Annotated in this window: 18 protein-coding genes; 8 read left to right on the top strand and 10 right to left on the bottom strand. The window is 60.1% G+C overall.

The genetic code is table 11. The annotated features are described in order from the left end of the window. Positions 1-25: 25 nt before the first annotated feature. Positions 26-670: a formylglycine-generating enzyme family protein gene (locus tag H351_RS06710; RefSeq protein WP_029256377.1), complete on the top strand. Its 645-nt coding sequence runs from the start codon at positions 26-28 to the stop codon at positions 668-670. Here the strand turns inward: H351_RS06710 and H351_RS06705 are convergent. Together H351_RS06705 and H351_RS06700 are read right to left on the bottom strand one after the other, a co-directional pair. Further along, positions 653-1,228 carry a P-loop NTPase family protein gene (locus tag H351_RS06705; protein ID WP_029256378.1) on the bottom strand — a complete coding sequence of 192 codons (576 nt, stop codon included), beginning with the start codon at positions 1,226-1,228 and terminating at the stop codon, positions 653-655. The two genes, H351_RS06710 and H351_RS06705, sit on opposite strands and share 18 nt — an antisense overlap. 18 nt (positions 1,229-1,246) lie before the next feature. After that, a complete protein-coding gene (locus H351_RS06700; protein WP_029256379.1) occupies positions 1,247-2,356 on the bottom strand; it encodes a DUF6670 family protein in 1,110 nt (369 codons plus the stop codon). A 146-nt stretch (positions 2,357-2,502) separates the two neighbouring features. Between H351_RS06700 and H351_RS06695 the strand changes: the two genes are divergently transcribed. Genes H351_RS06695 through H351_RS06685 form a run of 3 tightly spaced genes read left to right on the top strand, consistent with a single transcriptional unit; the run spans position 2,503 to position 4,777 of the window. After that, positions 2,503-3,345, top strand: coding sequence for an alpha/beta hydrolase (locus tag H351_RS06695; RefSeq protein ID WP_019745522.1), 843 nt, complete (start codon positions 2,503-2,505; stop codon positions 3,343-3,345). Between the two features lie 2 nt (positions 3,346-3,347). Then, positions 3,348-3,914, top strand: coding sequence for a nucleotidyltransferase family protein (locus H351_RS06690; RefSeq protein ID WP_029256380.1), 567 nt, complete (start codon positions 3,348-3,350; stop codon positions 3,912-3,914). A gap of 59 nt (positions 3,915-3,973) precedes the next feature. Beyond that, positions 3,974-4,777 (top strand): transglutaminase-like domain-containing protein, encoded by an 804-nt coding sequence (locus H351_RS06685; RefSeq protein ID WP_020970960.1) that lies wholly within the window; start codon positions 3,974-3,976, stop codon positions 4,775-4,777. An 8-nt stretch (positions 4,778-4,785) separates the two neighbouring features. Here the strand turns inward: H351_RS06685 and H351_RS06680 are convergent, their stop codons facing one another. The 4 genes from H351_RS06680 to H351_RS06665 form a co-directional block, all read right to left on the bottom strand. After that, on the bottom strand, positions 4,786-5,757 hold the full coding sequence (locus tag H351_RS06680) for an alpha/beta hydrolase (protein WP_029256381.1): 972 nt from the start codon (positions 5,755-5,757) through the stop codon (positions 4,786-4,788). Between the two features lie 143 nt (positions 5,758-5,900). Then, positions 5,901-6,338 carry an SRPBCC family protein gene (locus tag H351_RS06675; protein ID WP_029256382.1) on the bottom strand — a complete coding sequence of 146 codons (438 nt, stop codon included), beginning with the start codon at positions 6,336-6,338 and terminating at the stop codon, positions 5,901-5,903. 75 nt (positions 6,339-6,413) lie between these two features. Then, on the bottom strand, positions 6,414-6,944 hold the full coding sequence (locus tag H351_RS06670) for a gluconokinase (RefSeq protein WP_020909302.1): 531 nt from the start codon (positions 6,942-6,944) through the stop codon (positions 6,414-6,416). Between the two features lie 12 nt (positions 6,945-6,956). Beyond that, positions 6,957-8,345 (bottom strand): GntP family permease, encoded by a 1,389-nt coding sequence (locus H351_RS06665; RefSeq protein ID WP_019745529.1) that lies wholly within the window; start codon positions 8,343-8,345, stop codon positions 6,957-6,959. 133 nt (positions 8,346-8,478) lie between these two features. Between H351_RS06665 and H351_RS06660 the strand changes: the two genes are divergently transcribed. Together H351_RS06660 and H351_RS06655 are read left to right on the top strand one after the other, a co-directional pair. Further along, on the top strand, positions 8,479-9,207 hold the full coding sequence (locus H351_RS06660; RefSeq protein WP_029256383.1) for a FadR/GntR family transcriptional regulator: 729 nt from the start codon (positions 8,479-8,481) through the stop codon (positions 9,205-9,207). 97 nt (positions 9,208-9,304) lie between these two features. Next, positions 9,305-10,312: an NAD(P)H-dependent glycerol-3-phosphate dehydrogenase gene (locus H351_RS06655; RefSeq protein ID WP_019745531.1), complete on the top strand. Its 1,008-nt coding sequence runs from the start codon at positions 9,305-9,307 to the stop codon at positions 10,310-10,312. A gap of 54 nt (positions 10,313-10,366) precedes the next feature. Here H351_RS06655 and H351_RS06650 read toward each other — a convergent pair whose 3' ends face one another. The 3 genes from H351_RS06650 to H351_RS06640 all read right to left on the bottom strand — a co-directional run bounded on the left by H351_RS06650 (position 10,367) and on the right by H351_RS06640 (position 13,280). Next, positions 10,367-11,203, bottom strand: a complete 837-nt coding sequence (locus H351_RS06650) for an SDR family oxidoreductase (protein WP_029256384.1) — start codon at positions 11,201-11,203, stop codon at positions 10,367-10,369. 173 nt (positions 11,204-11,376) lie between these two features. Then, entirely contained in the window at positions 11,377-12,096 is a 720-nt protein-coding gene (locus H351_RS06645) for a M50 family metallopeptidase (protein ID WP_003940327.1), read from the bottom strand. Further along, entirely contained in the window at positions 12,093-13,280 is a 1,188-nt protein-coding gene (locus tag H351_RS06640) for an ATP-binding protein (protein ID WP_029256385.1), read from the bottom strand. Before H351_RS06640 ends, H351_RS06645 begins: the two co-directional genes overlap by 4 nt. Before the next feature lie 499 nt (positions 13,281-13,779). Here H351_RS06640 and H351_RS06635 point away from each other — a divergent pair, with 499 nt between their 5' ends. Next, positions 13,780-15,153, top strand: coding sequence for an AAA family ATPase (locus H351_RS06635; RefSeq protein ID WP_158510637.1), 1,374 nt, complete (start codon positions 13,780-13,782; stop codon positions 15,151-15,153). Continuing rightward, on the top strand, positions 15,150-16,007 hold the full coding sequence (locus H351_RS06630) for a hypothetical protein (protein WP_029256387.1): 858 nt from the start codon (positions 15,150-15,152) through the stop codon (positions 16,005-16,007). The genes H351_RS06635 and H351_RS06630 overlap by 4 nt, the downstream gene beginning before the upstream one ends. A gap of 625 nt (positions 16,008-16,632) precedes the next feature. On the opposite strand, the gene H351_RS06625 is transcribed toward H351_RS06630, so the two are convergent. Then, a complete protein-coding gene (locus H351_RS06625; RefSeq protein WP_059016325.1) occupies positions 16,633-16,869 on the bottom strand; it encodes a hypothetical protein in 237 nt (78 codons plus the stop codon). Positions 16,870-17,035 lie beyond the last annotated feature (166 nt).

Genomic DNA, 17,035 nt, shown 5'->3' with positions numbered 1-17,035 from the left:
CGACAACCTCTGCGATGATGAACGAATGACCGGAGCAGCGGAATTGATGATCGAGATCCCTGCCGGCGAGGTGCATCTCAGAGACGATCGCAAAGGCACTGCGTGGACCTCGAAAGTCGAATCATTCCGCCTCGCTCGCCATCTCACCACCAGGGCACTGCTTGACGGAGATTCGGCGGACGATCCGAGCAAACCCGCGGTCGACCTCTCGTGGAAAGACGTCATCGCAACCTGCAACACACTGTCAGTCGCGGACGGTCTGTCGCCCGCGTATCACGACATCGACACCGAGTCTCCCCGGTGGGACCGGGCGGCAACCGGCTACCGACTCGCCACCGAGGCCGAGTGGCAGTACGCGTGCAAAGCCGGCACCTCCGGCTACCGCTACGGCGAAATCGACGAGATTGCCTGGTACAGCGACAATTCAGAAGGACGAGCACATGACGTCGGGATGAAGGCACCCAACAACTGGGGCCTGTACGACATGATCGGCAATGTCTGGGAATGGTGCTGGGATCTCTACGACCCCGAGGTTTACGGCACGTACCGGATCTTCCGCGGCGGCAGTTGGGCCGAAAGTGAGCGCGGTTGCGGCGCTACCGTACGGAGGCGAAGCCACCCGACGTTTGCTATCGACGACCTGGGATTTCGCCTAGCTCAGACGATCTGAGGGCAGACGGCCGAGGACTTCGAGCACAGCCTCGATCTCGTCTCGACTGCGCAGCTTAACTATCGGCAGCGACGGCACATCGACAAGGACCGTGGCCATACGCTCGCCGTTGCGTCCGTCGCTTCGCCAGGCCCAGCGCACCACATGATCCGGATCGAACAGAATGGTGTGCAGTGGCGGCTCCATGTTGCGATTCCACAACACCTCTCGCTGCAATCGCCGACGCACGGTTCGTGTGATCACCTGGCGCATCACCGTCCGCCGAGGCAGATTTAACCACAGCATCAGGTCCGCACGCTCGGCCAGAAGCTCACGCACCGCGCCGTACTGCCACTCGGTCACCCAGGCCGGCTCGCTGGAAAAGCGTCGTACTTCGGTTTCGAAACTCTCGAGCGGAACCCAGTCGGGCCCGTGGAACAGCGAGTCCAACTCAGTGTGTTCGATCCCGAGAAGCTGCCCGATTCGACCGGCGAGGGTCGTCTTTCCGGCGCCCGAGGTCCCCGCGACAAGGATCTTCTGCGGACGAGTCGTCAGCGAGGCGGGGTCTACGAAAGGCACCGATACACACTAGGTGCCTTACACTTCGCAGTCCACCCATTCGATGTAACCGGTGCCGTTGATCGACGCACCGTCGAAGTTTCCCCTGTAGGTGTACGCGCCGACGTATCCCTTACCGTGGCCATAGCGCCACTCCGAGTCGATCTCGGCCTCGAACTCGACAATCGTCCTGCCGTAATCGCGTACCTGCCAACGCAGTACGCGCGGCACACGCATCTCACGTCCCTGTGGGTCGACATGCAATGTGTCGGCGTACTCGAGTACGTCGAACACCACATCGTCGAAGACTCTTGCGCTGCCGTCCACAGTCCGAATGTAGGCGAGCTTGCACGCCGTAACCCCTGACGCTCGAACATCGGTGAGCAACAATTGATGCCGGTCGTCGAGCTGAACGATCTGGTAGGTGAAGAAGTCGGCCGGGAGTTTCCACGACTCGGGAAGGGCGCGGCGGGTCAACGATTGCGGTGTCATACACCGCGCGTATTCGACGGTGCACGGAGCCGAAATACTCACCGGGCCATCCGGACTCGAGATCGTCCCGGAACACTGCGCCAGCAGACTGACGTGGTCGTAGACGGGATTGCGCACGAACCACGACGCTTGATCTGATGCCACGATCTCGAGATCGACGTCGAAAGAGTCGTATCGTCCGGTGACACGGAACTTCGGATAGCTGTTGTCGATGATCAGGTTGTCACCGAAGGCGATTCGCGAACCATCTTCTTCGAACGCACACTCATCGGCCGCGCCGTACGCCCGATAGAAGTGATGCCCCGGCGCTGCGGTAGAACTCAGCACGGTTGCGGTGTTTCGCGCGTCGGGTGCAGCGAGATAATCGTTGTCGAACACCACCGTCCCGGTTGCACCGATCAACGTCATGGTGTTGAGGTAACGGAAAGGCCCTGGCAGCCGGGGAACGAAGATCCCGTAGTGCGTCCACGCGAACTTCCGCGAAGCCAGGTGCGGACGCATCATCTCGGGCCGATCGAACGGGCGTACCGATTCCGCCATTCGCTTGTCGATCAGCGGTAGCGCGCCGTCCAGCAAGGCCCGAACCGCGGGTCGCCACAATCGGCGCGAGCGGGTGGCTGGAACAGGGTCGGAACGATCAACGGTTTGTCCGGTCACGCCCCTAAGTTAATGTAACCAGCCGTAACAAACAAGTGTCGAAGTTTCCTCGACGACCTCACACCCTGAACACCCGCGCCCTGCCCACGGGGCGAATAGCATGTGAGAATCCGCGTACCGGAACCGGTCGCAGAGAGGGCGCAACAATGCAGCACGAAGAGTCGTCGTTCACCGGAGTAGCCGGCACCAAGATCGTCTACGACGTGTGGACACCGGACCGCGAGCCCACCGGGGTTCTTGTCCTGTGCCACGGACTCGGCGAACACGCGAGGCGCTACGACCATGTTGCTGCGCGGCTCGGGGAACTCGGGCTCATCGTGTACGCACCCGACCATCGCGGACACGGACGCTCTGGCGGCAAGCGCGTTCACCTGAAGGAATTCTCCGACTTCACCGACGACGTCCACACGTTGTTCTCGATCGTGACGGCGGCACATCCCGGTAAGGACAAGTTCCTGCTCGGCCACAGCATGGGAGGCGCAATCGCACTTTCTTATGCCCTCGACCATCAGGCCGATCTCAAAGCACTCGCCCTGTCCGGACCTGCTGTGATCATCGCAACCGGCACTCCGAAGATCGTGATGCAGCTGGGCAAGATCGTCGGCAAGTACCTCCCCGACGTGCCTGTCGAGAACCTGGAAGCGGCTGCCGTATCGCGTGATCAGAAGGTTGTCGACAAGTACAACGCCGACCCGCTGGTTCACCACGGCAAGGTTCCTGCCGGAATTGCGCGCGGCATGATCACCGCCGCGGAAGGCTTCCCGGCGCGCCTGCCATCGCTCACCATTCCCGTACTGCTTCAACACGGCTCGGACGACCGATTGACGGACCCCGCCGGCAGCAAGCTCGTAGCAGATCTGGCCGGTTCTTCGGACGTCACCTTGAAGGTGTACGACGGCTTGTATCACGAGATCTTCAATGAGCCTGAGCAGGAAGAGGTTCTGAACGATCTGATCGAGTGGCTGCGCCCGCGGGTCACCGGAGCATAATCATGTCGACGTGCGGGATCCTGCTGGCTGCCGGGGCCGGATCCCGCATGGGCAAACCGAAAGCTCTCGTTACGGGCACGGACGGCCAGCCTTGGCTTCGCCACGGGGTGGCGACACTGCAGTCCGCCGGACTCTCACCGGTCATCGTGGTTCTCGGCGCACAGGCCGAGGACGCCGTCGAACTGCTGCCCACCACCGATGTCATTGTGGTGAAATCGGATTGGGAACGGGGAATGAGCGCATCACTACGCTGCGGACTCGAGGCAGCCATGCAGATCGAGGGTGCCGAGGCGGCAGCGATCTCCCTGGTCGATGTCCCGGACCTGAACGCCGACACCGTGACGCGAATCGCGGGTCAGGGCATCCCATCACGAAACATACTGCGAAGAGCTGTCTTTCACGGAAGGCCCGGCCATCCTGTCCTGATCGGACGCGACCATTGGCCGACGCTTGCAGAGTCACTCACCGGGGACGGCGGCGCCAACACCTATCTACGCGAACACGGCGTGGAGTTGGTGGAGTGCAGCGACCTCAGCAGCGGCGTCGACGTCGACTATCCCGAAGCCTGATCGCACTGTCACAATCCTCCCAGGTGGTGGGTGTCCGAATTCGGTGTAAAGATGATCCGATGAAACGTACCGTCGCCGCCCTGCTCGACATCGAGATCGACGAGGCGACCAACCTGGAGTTCAAGATCGCGGTGACGCGCGCGCCGGGTGTCGAACTGCTGGAAACGATGTCGTTCGTCCATGACGGCAATCCGATCGAACCCCGTGAGGTCATCGCCGAACACGGCACCCGGATTCACCTACTCGACTGCGCCCCAGGCAAACTGATCGTCAGCTACGACGCAACCGTCATCGGCCGCGCAGAACCGGCGTCGGTCGGCGACTACGACGTGTCGAAATATCTGCGCCCCAGTCGCTATGCCGAGGCCGACAAGTTCTTCGGTTTTGTCGCCGGGCAATTCGATCTCGCCACTCCCCCGGCCGAACTCCTCCTCGAAGTCACGCGCTGGGTGAGTACACATTTGAGTTATGTCCCGGGCACCAGCCGTGGCACCGACAGTGCGGTAGACACCTTGCTGGCCGGCGCCGGAGTGTGCCGCGACTACTCGCACCTGACCATCTCGCTGCTACGCGCGGTGGGGATTCCCGCTCGCCTGGTGGCCGTCTACGCGCCGGGCTGCGATCCGATGGATTTTCACGCCGTCGTCGAAGCCAGTATCGACAACGTGTGGCGCGTTGTCGACGCAACGCAATTGGCGCCGCGCAGCAATCTTGTGCGGATCTCGACCGGGCGAGACGCCGCGGATACCGCCTTCCTCGACAACCACGGCGGTTCGATCACGTTGCATGCCTCGGAAGTTCGCGCAGTCGTCGAGGGCGTTCTCGACAACGACGACTACGCAACACTCACGTCGATCGGCTGACAAACACCTCAGGCGCTGATCTGGTTCTGCGAGGCCATCGTTCGCTCGAGGAACTTGACCGTGAGATCAACGATCGCCTTACCCTCCCGAAGAGCTTTGCCGATCACCGGGAAAGCATGGATCTGCCCACTCCAGATGTGCGTTTCGACGGCTTGTCCTGCCTTGATCAGGTTTTCGGTCATGATCTCGACGTCCGGACGCATCAGTTCGTATTCGGCGGACACCAGGAACGACGGCGGAATCAGACTGGCGTCGGCGTTGATCGGAGACTGCGCACCAGGAATCTCGTCCGGACCCTCCAGCCACCGGTCCTTGAGCTTTTCGACCTGTGACATCGGCAGGTAGGCATCGCGTTTCATGAAATCGGGATCGTGGTCCTCGAGGTTCACGTTGAGAAGAGGGGAATATCCCACCACGGCAGCGGGCCGCGTGATTCCGCGCAGTGCGGCAATTTCGGCGACCTTCATGGCCAGGTAACCGCCCGCCGAATCACCGGCAAGCACAATCTTGTTCGGGTCTTCCGCTGTCTCGAGCAACGCGGTGTACGCGGCCATCGCATCCTTGACGGAGGTGCCGATGGAACCTTCCGGCAGCTGACGGTAACGCACGGAGATCACCGGCACTCCGGCCTTCGCCGAGAGCAAACCGCACAGCGCGCGGTGCGTTGCCAGACCGCAGAAGACGAACCCACCGCCGTGGAAGTAGAGGATCGTGGCTCCGGCCAACTCGCCCTGCGCTTTGCGTGGATGCTGCACCTTCTCGCTTGGCACACCACCAAGCGAGAAAGGCTCGATGTCGAGGTTCTTCGGCTTCGGCAGTTTGTCCGCCATCGCGTCGAGCCGCTCGAGTTGGCGGATGCCGCGTTCGGTGGTCGGCCAGAGGGTGAACATCGGCTTCACGAACGTCCTGGTCAGACAGAAGATAACCCGCGCTCGCGGACTCACGTTCCAATGCCATACCGTCGAATCTCGCGTCCGCATAGCGTCCTCCCAGGTCAAGACGTTTTGTGCATGTGAGTTACACATACTTGTCGACTGCTGTTGTGAACGATAACTGACGCTGCGCCAAAACGACACGACGGGTAGGCATAAATTACTCGAGTGTGTGCAAGTTTGGCTCGCAATCACGGCTGGGAGAGATAAGCGGAGAGTCCGCGGTGCCCGCCACGCATCATCGCTTCATGATTCCACTCGAATACCGGCTTCGCGATCTTCGAGGCCAGACCGAGCGCTCCGGACACCGCTACTTGTTGCCGAAAGTCGGCGACGCAGCCAGATTCAGCGGGGCGTACCACCCAACTACTCCACCCGGTCATGGCCCCGGAGAGACGCACTTGCAGATGGCGGGCAACGGGGTCTTCGACCTCGCGTCGCCCGAAGACGAGCAGCGTCAGAGGGACAGCGCTGCGGATGGCCATGGAGCCCGAGTGCTCGTCGGTCGCCCGGACTCGGCGTATCTGAGGCCACCACTGCGAATACCGCTCGGCATCCGCGAGAACGGCGTAGACGCGGTCGGCAGAGGCCGGGAGCGTCCAGACGCTGTGGAAGTCGAAGTCGGTCACGATCAGGCCGTCTGAGCAGCAGCAGTCACCCATGCACCGTAACCCGAACCTCGGGTGCTTACACGCCTGGCGAGCTCAGTACTCGAACGTCTCCACCCGTCGCAGGATCTCCTCCGCGATCTTGGCGGGACTACCGCCCACGTCGACGACGATGGCCTGCTCGTCCGGGTCGACGGCCTCGAGCGTCGAGATCTGGGAGTCGAGGAGCGAGGCGGGCATGTAGTGATCGAGGCGGGCGGTCAATCGCTGGCCGATCTGATCCCGCGAACCGGCGAGGTGCACGAACACGACGTGCTCACCGCGAAGCACGTCGCGGTAGCTGCGCTTGAGTGCCGAACACGTGACGATGCCCGGCTGACCGGCGTCGGTATGGCTCTTGATCCAGACGGCGATCTTGTCGAGCCAGGGCCAGCGATCGTCGTCGTTCAACGGATGCCCGGTCGCCATCTTGTCGATGTTCGCCTGCGGGTGCAGATCGTCGCCTTCTTGAAGGTCCCAACCCATCGCTCCGGCGAGCATGCCGCCGACCGTCGACTTTCCCGAGCCCGAGACACCCATCAGGACGAGCACGGGATACTGCTTCTGCTGTGCCGCTTCGCTGTTCATGTGCTCGCCTACCTAGATGAATGCGCTCAACACGAGCACTCCGGCCAGGCCCGATACCGAGATGATGCATTCCATCACGGTCCAGGTCTTGAGGTTCTGTACCACGCTGACGCCCAGATACTCCTTCACCAACCAGAATCCGGCGTCGTTGACGTGCGAGAGGAAGAGCGAGCCTGCACCGATCGCCAAGACCATCAGCGAGACATGTGCGGACGAGAGGTCGGCCGCAACCGGAGCGAGGATGCCCGACGCCGTCACCGTTGCCACCGTTGCCGAACCCGTTGCGACGCGGATCAATACCGCTACCAGCCAGGCCAGGAACAGCACGGGAAGGCTGCTGCCCTTGATCGCGTCGGCGATCACTCCGGCGATACCGGTGTCGATCAGGACCTGCTTGAAACCGCCACCGGCGCCGACGATCAACAAGATGCCTGCGATGGGAGGTAGGGAACTCTCGAGTGACTTCGAGATGGCCTTGCGGTCCATTCCGCCGCCGCGACCCAGCAGCACCATTCCGACCAGAACCGCGAGACCCAAAGCCACAACGGGTGTTCCGAGGAAGTCGAGGACGGACTTGGGGAGTGCCTCGGAATCGGGTGCGATCACGTCGGCGAATGCCTTGCCCAGCATGAGAACGACCGGGAGGAGGATCGCTGCGAGAGTCGCCGCAAACGAAGGGCGCTGCTGCTTCTCTTCTTCACCTCGATCTTCGCCTGTGACAAAGAGATCCGGAACCTTCACGTCGACCCACCGCGCTGCGTACTTGCTGAAGACCGGTCCGGCGAGAACAACAGTGGGGATCGCGACGAGCACACCGAGTGCGAGGGTGAGGCCGAGGTTTGCGTTCAATGCCGAGACTGCAACCAGCGGCCCTGGGTGCGGGGGAACCAAACCGTGCATGGCCGAGAGGCCGGCGAGGGTGGGGATCGCGATGCGCATCAGGGACAATCCGGATCGCCGCGCGACGAGGATGATGACCGGCATCAACAGAACGAGACCGATCTCGAAGAACATCGGCAGACCGATGACAGCGCCGACCAGAGCCATGGTCCACGGGAGTGCCTTGGTGCTGGAGCGGCCGACCAGTGTGTCGACGATTCGGTCGGCACCACCGGAATCGGCCAGGAGTTTGCCGAACATCGCGCCGAAACCGATCAGGATTCCGACGCTTCCCATGGTCGATCCGAAACCGGTGGCGAATGCTGCAACCGACTCTGCCGAACCGAGGCCGGCCGCCAGACCGACACCTACCGCGCCGATGGACAGCGCGAGGAAGGGATGCAGGTCGAGCCAGGTGATCAGCGCGATGATGACCGCGACTCCGGCGACTGCAGCGATGATCAATCGTGCGTCGCTACCAGCGGGGACGACCTCGGCCGCCAGCAATGCTGTGGTGTTCATAGGGACTCCCAGTCCGATGAGTGATTGAGGTCACTGTTCCTTAATTAACCTACAATTTCAAGAGCAGACACTAATTTGTAGTATTTATTCGCCTTGCACCGGGCTTACTCCATACGCATGGGACGATCTACGTATGCCTTCTGTCCCGTTTCAGCAGTTACACGACTCGATGCTGGAACAGCTCGGCCAAGACATAGTCGGTGGTGTGCTCCCCCCGGGAACCACGATCTCCGCCGACGAGGTGGCAACGCGCTACGACGTGTCGCGAACCGTCATCCGCGAAGTTGTCCGCGTTCTCGAATCTCTCGGATTGGCTTCGGTTCGTCGACGCGTCGGAATCACCATCCTGGGCTCCGAACACTGGAACTCGCTCGACCCCAATGTCATCCGCTGGCAACTGGCCGGTCCTGATCGGTTCGAGCAGCTTTCGATCCTGAGTGAACTCCGTTCCGGTATCGAGCCCCTGGCGGCGCGACTGGCCGCAACTCGCGCAACACCCGACCAGTGCGGCGCTCTGACCGCAGCCGTCATCGGCATGTCAGCTACCTCTCGCGCTGCCGATACCGGTGCCTATCTCGGCCATGACTCCGACTTCCACCGCACCCTGCTCGCCGCCTCCGGTAACCCGATGCTGCGGGCGATGTCGCAGATCGTCGTCGAGATACTCGAAGGCCGCACACGCCACTCCTTGATGCCCCACGAAGCCGACCCCGAAGCGATTCACCTGCACGGAGTGGTCGCATCAGCCATTCAGTCCGGCGACGCCGACGCTGCAGAAACCGCGATGCGCTCGATCGTCGCGGAATCCGCAGAAGCGGTCGAAACAATGCGCGAAAGCCCCGAAACGCCGCCTCATCTGTAAGTCGAGCCACAGACTCGCTGGAATTGGCCCGCAACTGCTCCGCAAGTGGAACGCTTGGCGCCATGACAGCACTCGCTACCCAGAACAGCGCACTCTGATGGCCCGCCCGGTACGCGTCGTCGTCCTCGGTGCCGGATCGTGGGGAACCACGGTGGCCGGCCTCGCTGCCCGCAACACTCCCACCCTGCTGTGGGCACGAAATTCCGAAGCGGCCGACGAGATCAATTCGCAACGGACCAACTCCAAATACCTTGGTGAGCGCAAACTTCCCAAGGGACTCAAGGCAACCTCGGATCTGGTCGAAGCCGCTCGTGAAGCGGACGTACTCGTATGTGGGGTGCCTTCGCACGCCGTTCGCGCCACCCTCGCCGAGATCGCCAACGAGGTTCGGGCGTGGGTCCCGGTGTTGTCACTGTCCAAGGGCCTCGAGCCCGGCACCCGGCAGCGCCCCACCGAAGTGATCGCCGAGTGCCTGCCCGGCCATCCCGTCGGACTGCTCGCGGGCCCCAACATCGCCAAGGAGATCGTCGACGGCATGGCCGCGGCATCGGTCGTGGCCACCCAGGACGATCGCGTCGCCGCCGCGCTGCAACCCCTGTTCGCGTCGTCGGTCTTCCGCGTCTACCGCAACACCGACGTACTCGGCTGTGAACTCGGCGGCATCCTCAAGAACATCGTTGCCATCGCCTCGGGCATGGCCGACGGTCTGGGAGTCGGGGACAACACTCGTGCGATGGTGCTCGCGCGCGGTCTCGCCGAGATGACCCGACTCGGTGAAGCGATGGGCGCCAACCCGCGCACCTTTGCCGGCTTGACGGGCGTCGGCGATTTGATCGCCACCTGCATGGCTCCGACTTCTCGCAACCGTCGCGTCGGCGAAGCTCTGGCGCAGGGATTGACCGTCGAGGAGGCGGTCGCCAAGCTCGGCCAGGTCGCCGAGGGAGTAAAAACTGCCCCTACCGTCATGGATCTGGCTCGCGAATACGGAGTCGACATGCCGATTGCCGCGGAGGTCGAGGCCGTCATCGGTGGTCGCCAAAGTGCCAGCGACGCATATCGCGGACTTCAGAAAGTTGCCCCGGGCGGCGAGCACGAGGTGGCGTGAGGAAGATCTACAGGTATCTAGCGATTTGGCTAGATACCTGTAGATCGCCCGAGATCACGGAATTGGAGCGTCGACGAAGATGTCGATCGCCAACGGTGACTGACCGCCGTACTGCGAGAAGTCCGAAATCCCCGCCTCGCGCAGGACATCGACGTCGAGTACCGTCCGACCGCTTTCCGTGCCGGCGGGACGTCCGAGAATCTCGACAGCCGCATCGGCCATGATCTCGGGTGAACGCGAGTGATCGATACTGTCGTCTCCCCCGAGCAGGTTTCCGACGGCCGCCGTGGCGATCATGGTCTCCGGCCACAGGCAATTACTCGAAATCGGTGCACCTGAATACTCCGCGGCGATACCCAAGGCCGCCAATGTCATTCCGTATTTGGCCAGCATGTAGCCCGGATGAGCACCCAACCAGTGCGGCGAAAAGTTGAGCGGTGGCGACAGCGTCAATACGTGCGCGTTGGCCGAAACCCGAAGGTACGGAAGGCACGCTCGGGTGAGCGCGAAAGTGCCACGGACGTTGACCTGCTGCATCAGATCGAATCGCTTCATCGCGAGGTCTTCGGTTTTCGAAATGTCGAGGACGCTCGCGTTGTTGACCACGATGTCGATACCACCGAAGTGCTCTACCGCTGCATCGACGGCGTGCGCGATGTCGTCGTCGTTCCTCACGTCACCGACGACGGGAACGGCATGACCCCCAAGCTCGTTCAACTCGTCCACAGCCGTGTGGATAGTTCCGGGCAACCGGGGGTCAGGCGTATCGGTCTTGGCGAGCAACACGATATTTCCGCCGCGGCGCGCTATCGCACGGGCGATGGCAAGTCCGATGCCACGGCTTCCCCCGGACATGATGGCGGTTCGTCCGCGGAAGTTCTTGTCGTCCAAAACGAATCCTTGTCATCGTCGACGGTCTTCGTCGCTGCGGATGTGGCCGCGGGAAGTCCCGGCACGACCACTCGTCGACTTCCACGATATGAGCGCCTTCACGCGATGACTACGGCCGCGGAGCATCAACAATCGTTGATCCATTGTCCCGTCAGGACAACTGATCAATGCGGTCAGCCACCCACCGGGCGCAGGATCCACCATCCGCCGAGCACGAGCACCGCGACGTTCACGAGCAGAAACAAACCGACCCAGACGATCGCGGGTATCGGTGAGAGCCTGGCCAATTGGTCGGCGTCCGAGTCCGGTGCCCCGCCTCGCCGCATTCGCTGCCGTTGAAGTTCCACGACCGGGCGCGGTCCGGCAAAGAGCAGGAAGAGCGTCAAGAAGTAGGCAGCAGCCACCTGCTGCTCCTGGGTCCCCCACCAGACGAGTCCGAACAACACGGCTCCCACCACGGCAAGTGAGAAGACTCCGTAGAGGTTTCGGATCAGAACCATCATCACCGCGATCACGAATACGCCGATCCACAACACCGAGACCGCACGCTGCGCGCCCAACAACCCGGCCGCGCCGAGTCCGAGAATCGACGGTCCGACGTACCCCGCGAACGTCATCAGAATGACGCCAAAGCCGGTCGGTTTGCCCGACGAAATCGCGACACCCGACGTATCCGAATGCAGGCGAAGACCTTTCAACCGTCGACCGACCAGGACTGCGACGATCAGATGAGCGCCCTCGTGTGCGATGGTGACGACGTTGCGGGCGATCCGCCACAGGTGTGGTTCGAGAACGATGATCACGGCGATCAACGCGGCCAGTTGAACCACCCACGCCGGCGGATTGGGACTGAGCGCCGCCACCCGATCCCACGCGGTTTCGAGCGCGTTCACTCCGCTTGTCCGCGCAGGTATCGGCCGAAGTGCGGGACCGTGAATCCGATGGACCCACGTTCTGCCGAATAGATCAGTCCCTTCTTGATCAGTCCATCGCGTGCCGGCGACAGGGAAGCCGGCTTGCGCCCCAACTCGACGGCGATGTTCGCGGTTGCGACGGGTCCGTCGTCACCGGCGAGATCGGCCATGGCGCGCATGTACTCACGCTCCGCGGGCGTTGCTCGCTCGTACCGTGATCCGAAGAAGCCGACAGCGAGTTCTTCCTCAGCCGTCGGCGCGCCGACGCGCACGTCTTCCGACGTGATCGGACTCGACGCCGCCACATCCCACGTGGCCTTTCCGTAGGCCTGAACGAAGTACGGGTACCCGTCAGCCGCTTCGTACAGAGCGTCGAGCGCAGATTCGGTGAACTCGACGTCCTCACGCTCAGCAGGCGCAATCAGTGCCTGATCTGCAGCTTCCCGCTCGAGCCGATCGATCCGGTGGTAGCTGAACAGGCGCTCCGAGTAGCTTTTCGACGCCGACAGCACAGCAGGCAGATGCGGAAGCCCCGCCCCGACGACGATCAGCGGTGCCGCGTCCTGACTCAACTCGTGGCAGGCCCCGCAGATCGCCGAGACGTCCGCGGCACCGAGGTCCTGCATCTCGTCGATGAAGATGGCGATCCCGACGCCGACATCCCGGGCCAACGACGACGCGTCGAGCAGCAACTCGACCAGGTCTATCTCGATGTCGCCGCTGTCCGCGCGACCTTTGATCGCAGGTGCGTCGATGCCTGGTTGCCAGCGCTCGCGCATGCCTTTGTCCGCGGTGGCGCGTAGGGCAAACGATTTGAGGACTCCGAGGAACTGTTCGACCCGCTCCGGATCGCGATGGGAGACCGCGATCTCGCGGACCGCCATGTGGAGCGCTGACGAGAGTGGGCGTCGTAAATCCTGGTCGGGCCGCGCCTCGATCTTCCCGGTCCCCCAGCTTCGGGAGATCGCCGCCGAACGCAACTGATTGAGCAGGACGGTCTTACCGACGCCACGCAATCCGGTGAGGACAACACTTCGTTCCGGGCGGCCACGCGCAATTCGCTCGAGCACGACGTCGAAGGCATCGATCTGCTTGTCGCGACCGGCGAGTTCCGGCGGTCGCTGACCGGCACCGGGGGCATACGGATTGCGCACGGGGTCCATGCCCACCGACGGTACAAGCCGAGTAGACGAATATCTCGCTCTCTAGCGCGTGTCCTAGAGAGAACTAGGAACCGCAATATCTGGCTCGACCTCGATCTTCGATCTCGTACAGATGAGGCGCCCATAGTGGTGATAACTTTCGAAATGATATGTCTTCCGCACCAGACGCTCACTTTGATCGACGAGCTCGTTACTCCGGAGACCCGATCGAAGACCTCCTCCCCCCAGGGGGAGCCTGCGCAAACTGGGCCCTCGTCCACCAATCATCATGGTGTGCTGAGCGGTGACGGCTCCAGCTCCGAACTCCGGGAACCCCAATTGCCTGCCCCTCAACCAACACCTGCTCAATTGAGGCATCGCACCATGTCACCTGGTCACATGAGCTTAGTTAACAGCAACGGCTGCGGTACTCGATCGCGGCAAACATCCCGAGGACTGTATGGAGCGCAGGTAGACTCGTTAGTACCCAAAACGGGGCCCAATCTGCGATAGTTGCCCGGTGACCCACACACCATTCAGGTTAACCAGCGCTCATGCCGAACAGGTGCTCGGCGAGTACGTTCACCACATAGATTTTGAGGAAAACTCCGACTTCGTCATAATTTATGGTCCAAACGGCGTTGGCAAGACCAAATTTTTGGAAATAATTCACGCACTCTCGCGCGTGAATGCCGCGACATTGTCCCTATTGCCTTTCGGTACCGCAACCCTATCCTTTTCCGATGGACACAGCATTACAGCAATTACGGACACACACGACGAGGAGGGGGATTCTGAATTTGACGCATTTGTTGAAAATGGACAGAAGAGGAAGATCCGATTCGAACTACACTTTGAAGATTCAGAGAAAGACTCCTGGCTCTATAGTGGCGATAATTTCGAGGCGCAACTAATAGAAAATACCACATACCGTCCACTTTCTTCATCGCCAGAAATTTGGGAAGACCGAGTCGACCAGGAACTCGTATCACTGACGGAACTTGAACGAAGATTCCCCGATTTCCGAGATAGGGAAGATGTACCCGAATGGATTGAAAGATTCCGAGAAAATAGCTTCAGCTATCTGATTGAAACTCAACGCCTCAGGATAGAACAATATATAGGAGCTAGCAGGAGAGTAGCAGCAAATATCCGGCCGGGAGTTCGACGCAAACAGCACGATACTAAGATCTCAGAACATTCCTCCACCATGAAGGCTCTAGTTAACCGAGCTCAGACTGAGCATTCCAGAATTACTCAACAACTAGACAGAACCTTCCCAAATAAGGTTCTAGCCGCACCGACAAGCGAAACAGTTCACGCTGACGACATTAGAATTCGATTCGACGAGCAAAACGGGTTTCGTAGCCGCCTGGGCCGCGTGGCATCAGTGGCGCTTGAAGACGAACTCTCACTCCCTACCAGAGACCTCGATGAATGGGAGTTGCGCCTCCTGAGCTTATATCTCGATGATGCCGATAAAAAGCTTGCACCCTTCGTTAAACTACTTCGAAAAATCGAACTACTGGAAGATATTGTCAACTCTCGGCTCTTAAATAAGCGACTGCAAGTAACTGCCGGCGAAGGACTAACAGTCAGACACGAAACAACCGGGAGAGCAATCGATCTCAATTCTCTTTCATCCGGCGAGCAACATGAGATAATACTAATATTTGATCTACTTTTCAATGTCCCTGAAGGTGCGCTTGTCTTGATTGACGAACCCGAAATATCATTACACGTTGTTTGGCAACTTGCCTTTATTCCCGACGTTCAACGTGTCGCAGAGCTAGCCGGCTTCCGATTCATCGTGGCTACCCACTCCCCGCAAATTATCAATGACGCATGGAGTCATGCTGTACGCCTCGGCCCCGAGAAAGCATCGTTCGCGTGAGAGAGTCCCTGAACCACCACACACTCTTCAACACAATCACCTTGGTGAGGCCAGAAATTGAATCCCTAATCCTCGTCACCGAAGGCGAAGATGATCATTTCGTAATAAAGAATCATAGCAATGAGAAACTCTACATCATACAGGGAAACGGGAAGGGTAAGTCGCTCGGTGCAGCCACACTTGCCGAAGAAGAATCTATATCCGGCGTAACTTTTTTAGTAGATTCGGATTATGATCAGTTTCTATTTCCCGGGAAAATTTATCCGTCCAATGTACTTGTTTCGAATACGCATGACATCTTTATGGATATCGCATTAAAAAGCACAAGACTCCTAGACAGTTTAATACAAACAAAGGTAAGAAGCACCGTTAGGAGAACCGGAAATCCCATCGCAACACACGCCGTGATGAATCAGTCTTTATCGTTAGCTGCCGCCGTCGCACCTTTAAGGATAGTTAACGAACGGTACGAGCTTGATTTAAAGTTGAGCGATTTCCCTTTCGGGGAAATTCCCCCAATATCCCCATCGATTGAGCGGATCGCATCGATCGCACTAGCCCGATCAAACACCAGCACACCCGAGAGTGAATTATCGAGAATGATCCGCGAAGAAAAATCAACTATAGGAGTCGGTGTCGAATACTTGGTGGGTGACCATGATTTTTTTCGCGCGCTTGCCCGGGTTTTAGTTAAGGTTTACGACGTGAAAACGGTAACGGCCGCAAGCCTGTTCGACAGCTTCATAACTGCGTTGAATCGCGATTGCGCAGCGATCATGGAAACGGATTGGTACTCAAACATAGCAAACCTAAGTAAGTTGCATGGGCATGCCGCTTTTTCATGTCCATGCTGAAATCGCAGCGTAGATGACGCGAAGGGACGGAATGGATGCATTCGATCAAATCGAATGCATTCATTGTTCCGTGCTGGATTCTTCAAAGAGCAGATTCGAATGTTTCCCTGGGCGTGACGGACAGGGAGTAAGTTCACAACTGCAAAACAGGAGTGTGTCCAGCCTCAGTCAATGTGACCGGTCTCGCTCGGGCGAAACGAATCCGAATTTATCATCGTACGGATCGAAGCCTGCTCTCCGACGACGAAAGCGATCATAGTTAGCGAGGCCGCGGCAGTTCGCGCGACTCTGCAACACGATACCGAAGGCTTGGCAACCGCGGGTGAAGAGGCCGACGCGCCCCAGAAAGCGAAGGTCCGTCGCGGGGCGGGAAACTCCATCCAATCGAAGCGTCCTTTGCGTTGGCAGCGAACTACACCGGCGTGCAGATCCCACCCGAATTCTGGTCCACAACGATGCTCGTGGCCGGGAGTGACGACTGATCACGATGCAGGCGAGTGCACGAAAGAACTCCGCTCAGAGGTTCATCGCACATGCTGTCGGTGTCTGACTCTTAACCTCGGATACCGCAGGGTGTCGAATCGGATGCCTTGCTCGTTGTAAAGATTGAGGCGAGCTTTCAATATTAGCCCCGGGTAGTCACGCTGCTGGATCGAACGGATTCGTCGGCCGCGATCTGCGTTGGGATGGATCCCGGTGGTACGGGAGGAAGATCGGTCCACGCCACCAACCCCGCCAACGATTCTGTGTGCGGATCAATCAGTGCCGCAACGGGTTGATGCTCGTCGACCACCCACAGGTGAGCAGCGGCGAAGAAGACATATCGAGGGCGCAGGAACCTACGCCGGAGGTGGGCGCTCATGCGCCTTTCTGCAGAGTCATGACATCGACGGTACCAGCGAAACCGCATCGTGTACCGCAACGGTCGCCCGACTGGTTCGATTTCAGGGCCGCCGATCGCGCAACTCCTCGACGATAATCCACTGCGATCGAGGGTTGAGCGCACCGTGCGCTGTGATTGTTTCTTT

Source organism: Rhodococcus erythropolis R138 (genome assembly GCF_000696675.2).
GTDB lineage: Bacteria > Actinomycetota > Actinomycetes > Mycobacteriales > Mycobacteriaceae > Rhodococcus_F > Rhodococcus_F erythropolis.
The sequence above is the reverse complement of the archived record's forward strand: the minus strand, read 5'-3'. Positions and strand labels throughout refer to the sequence as shown.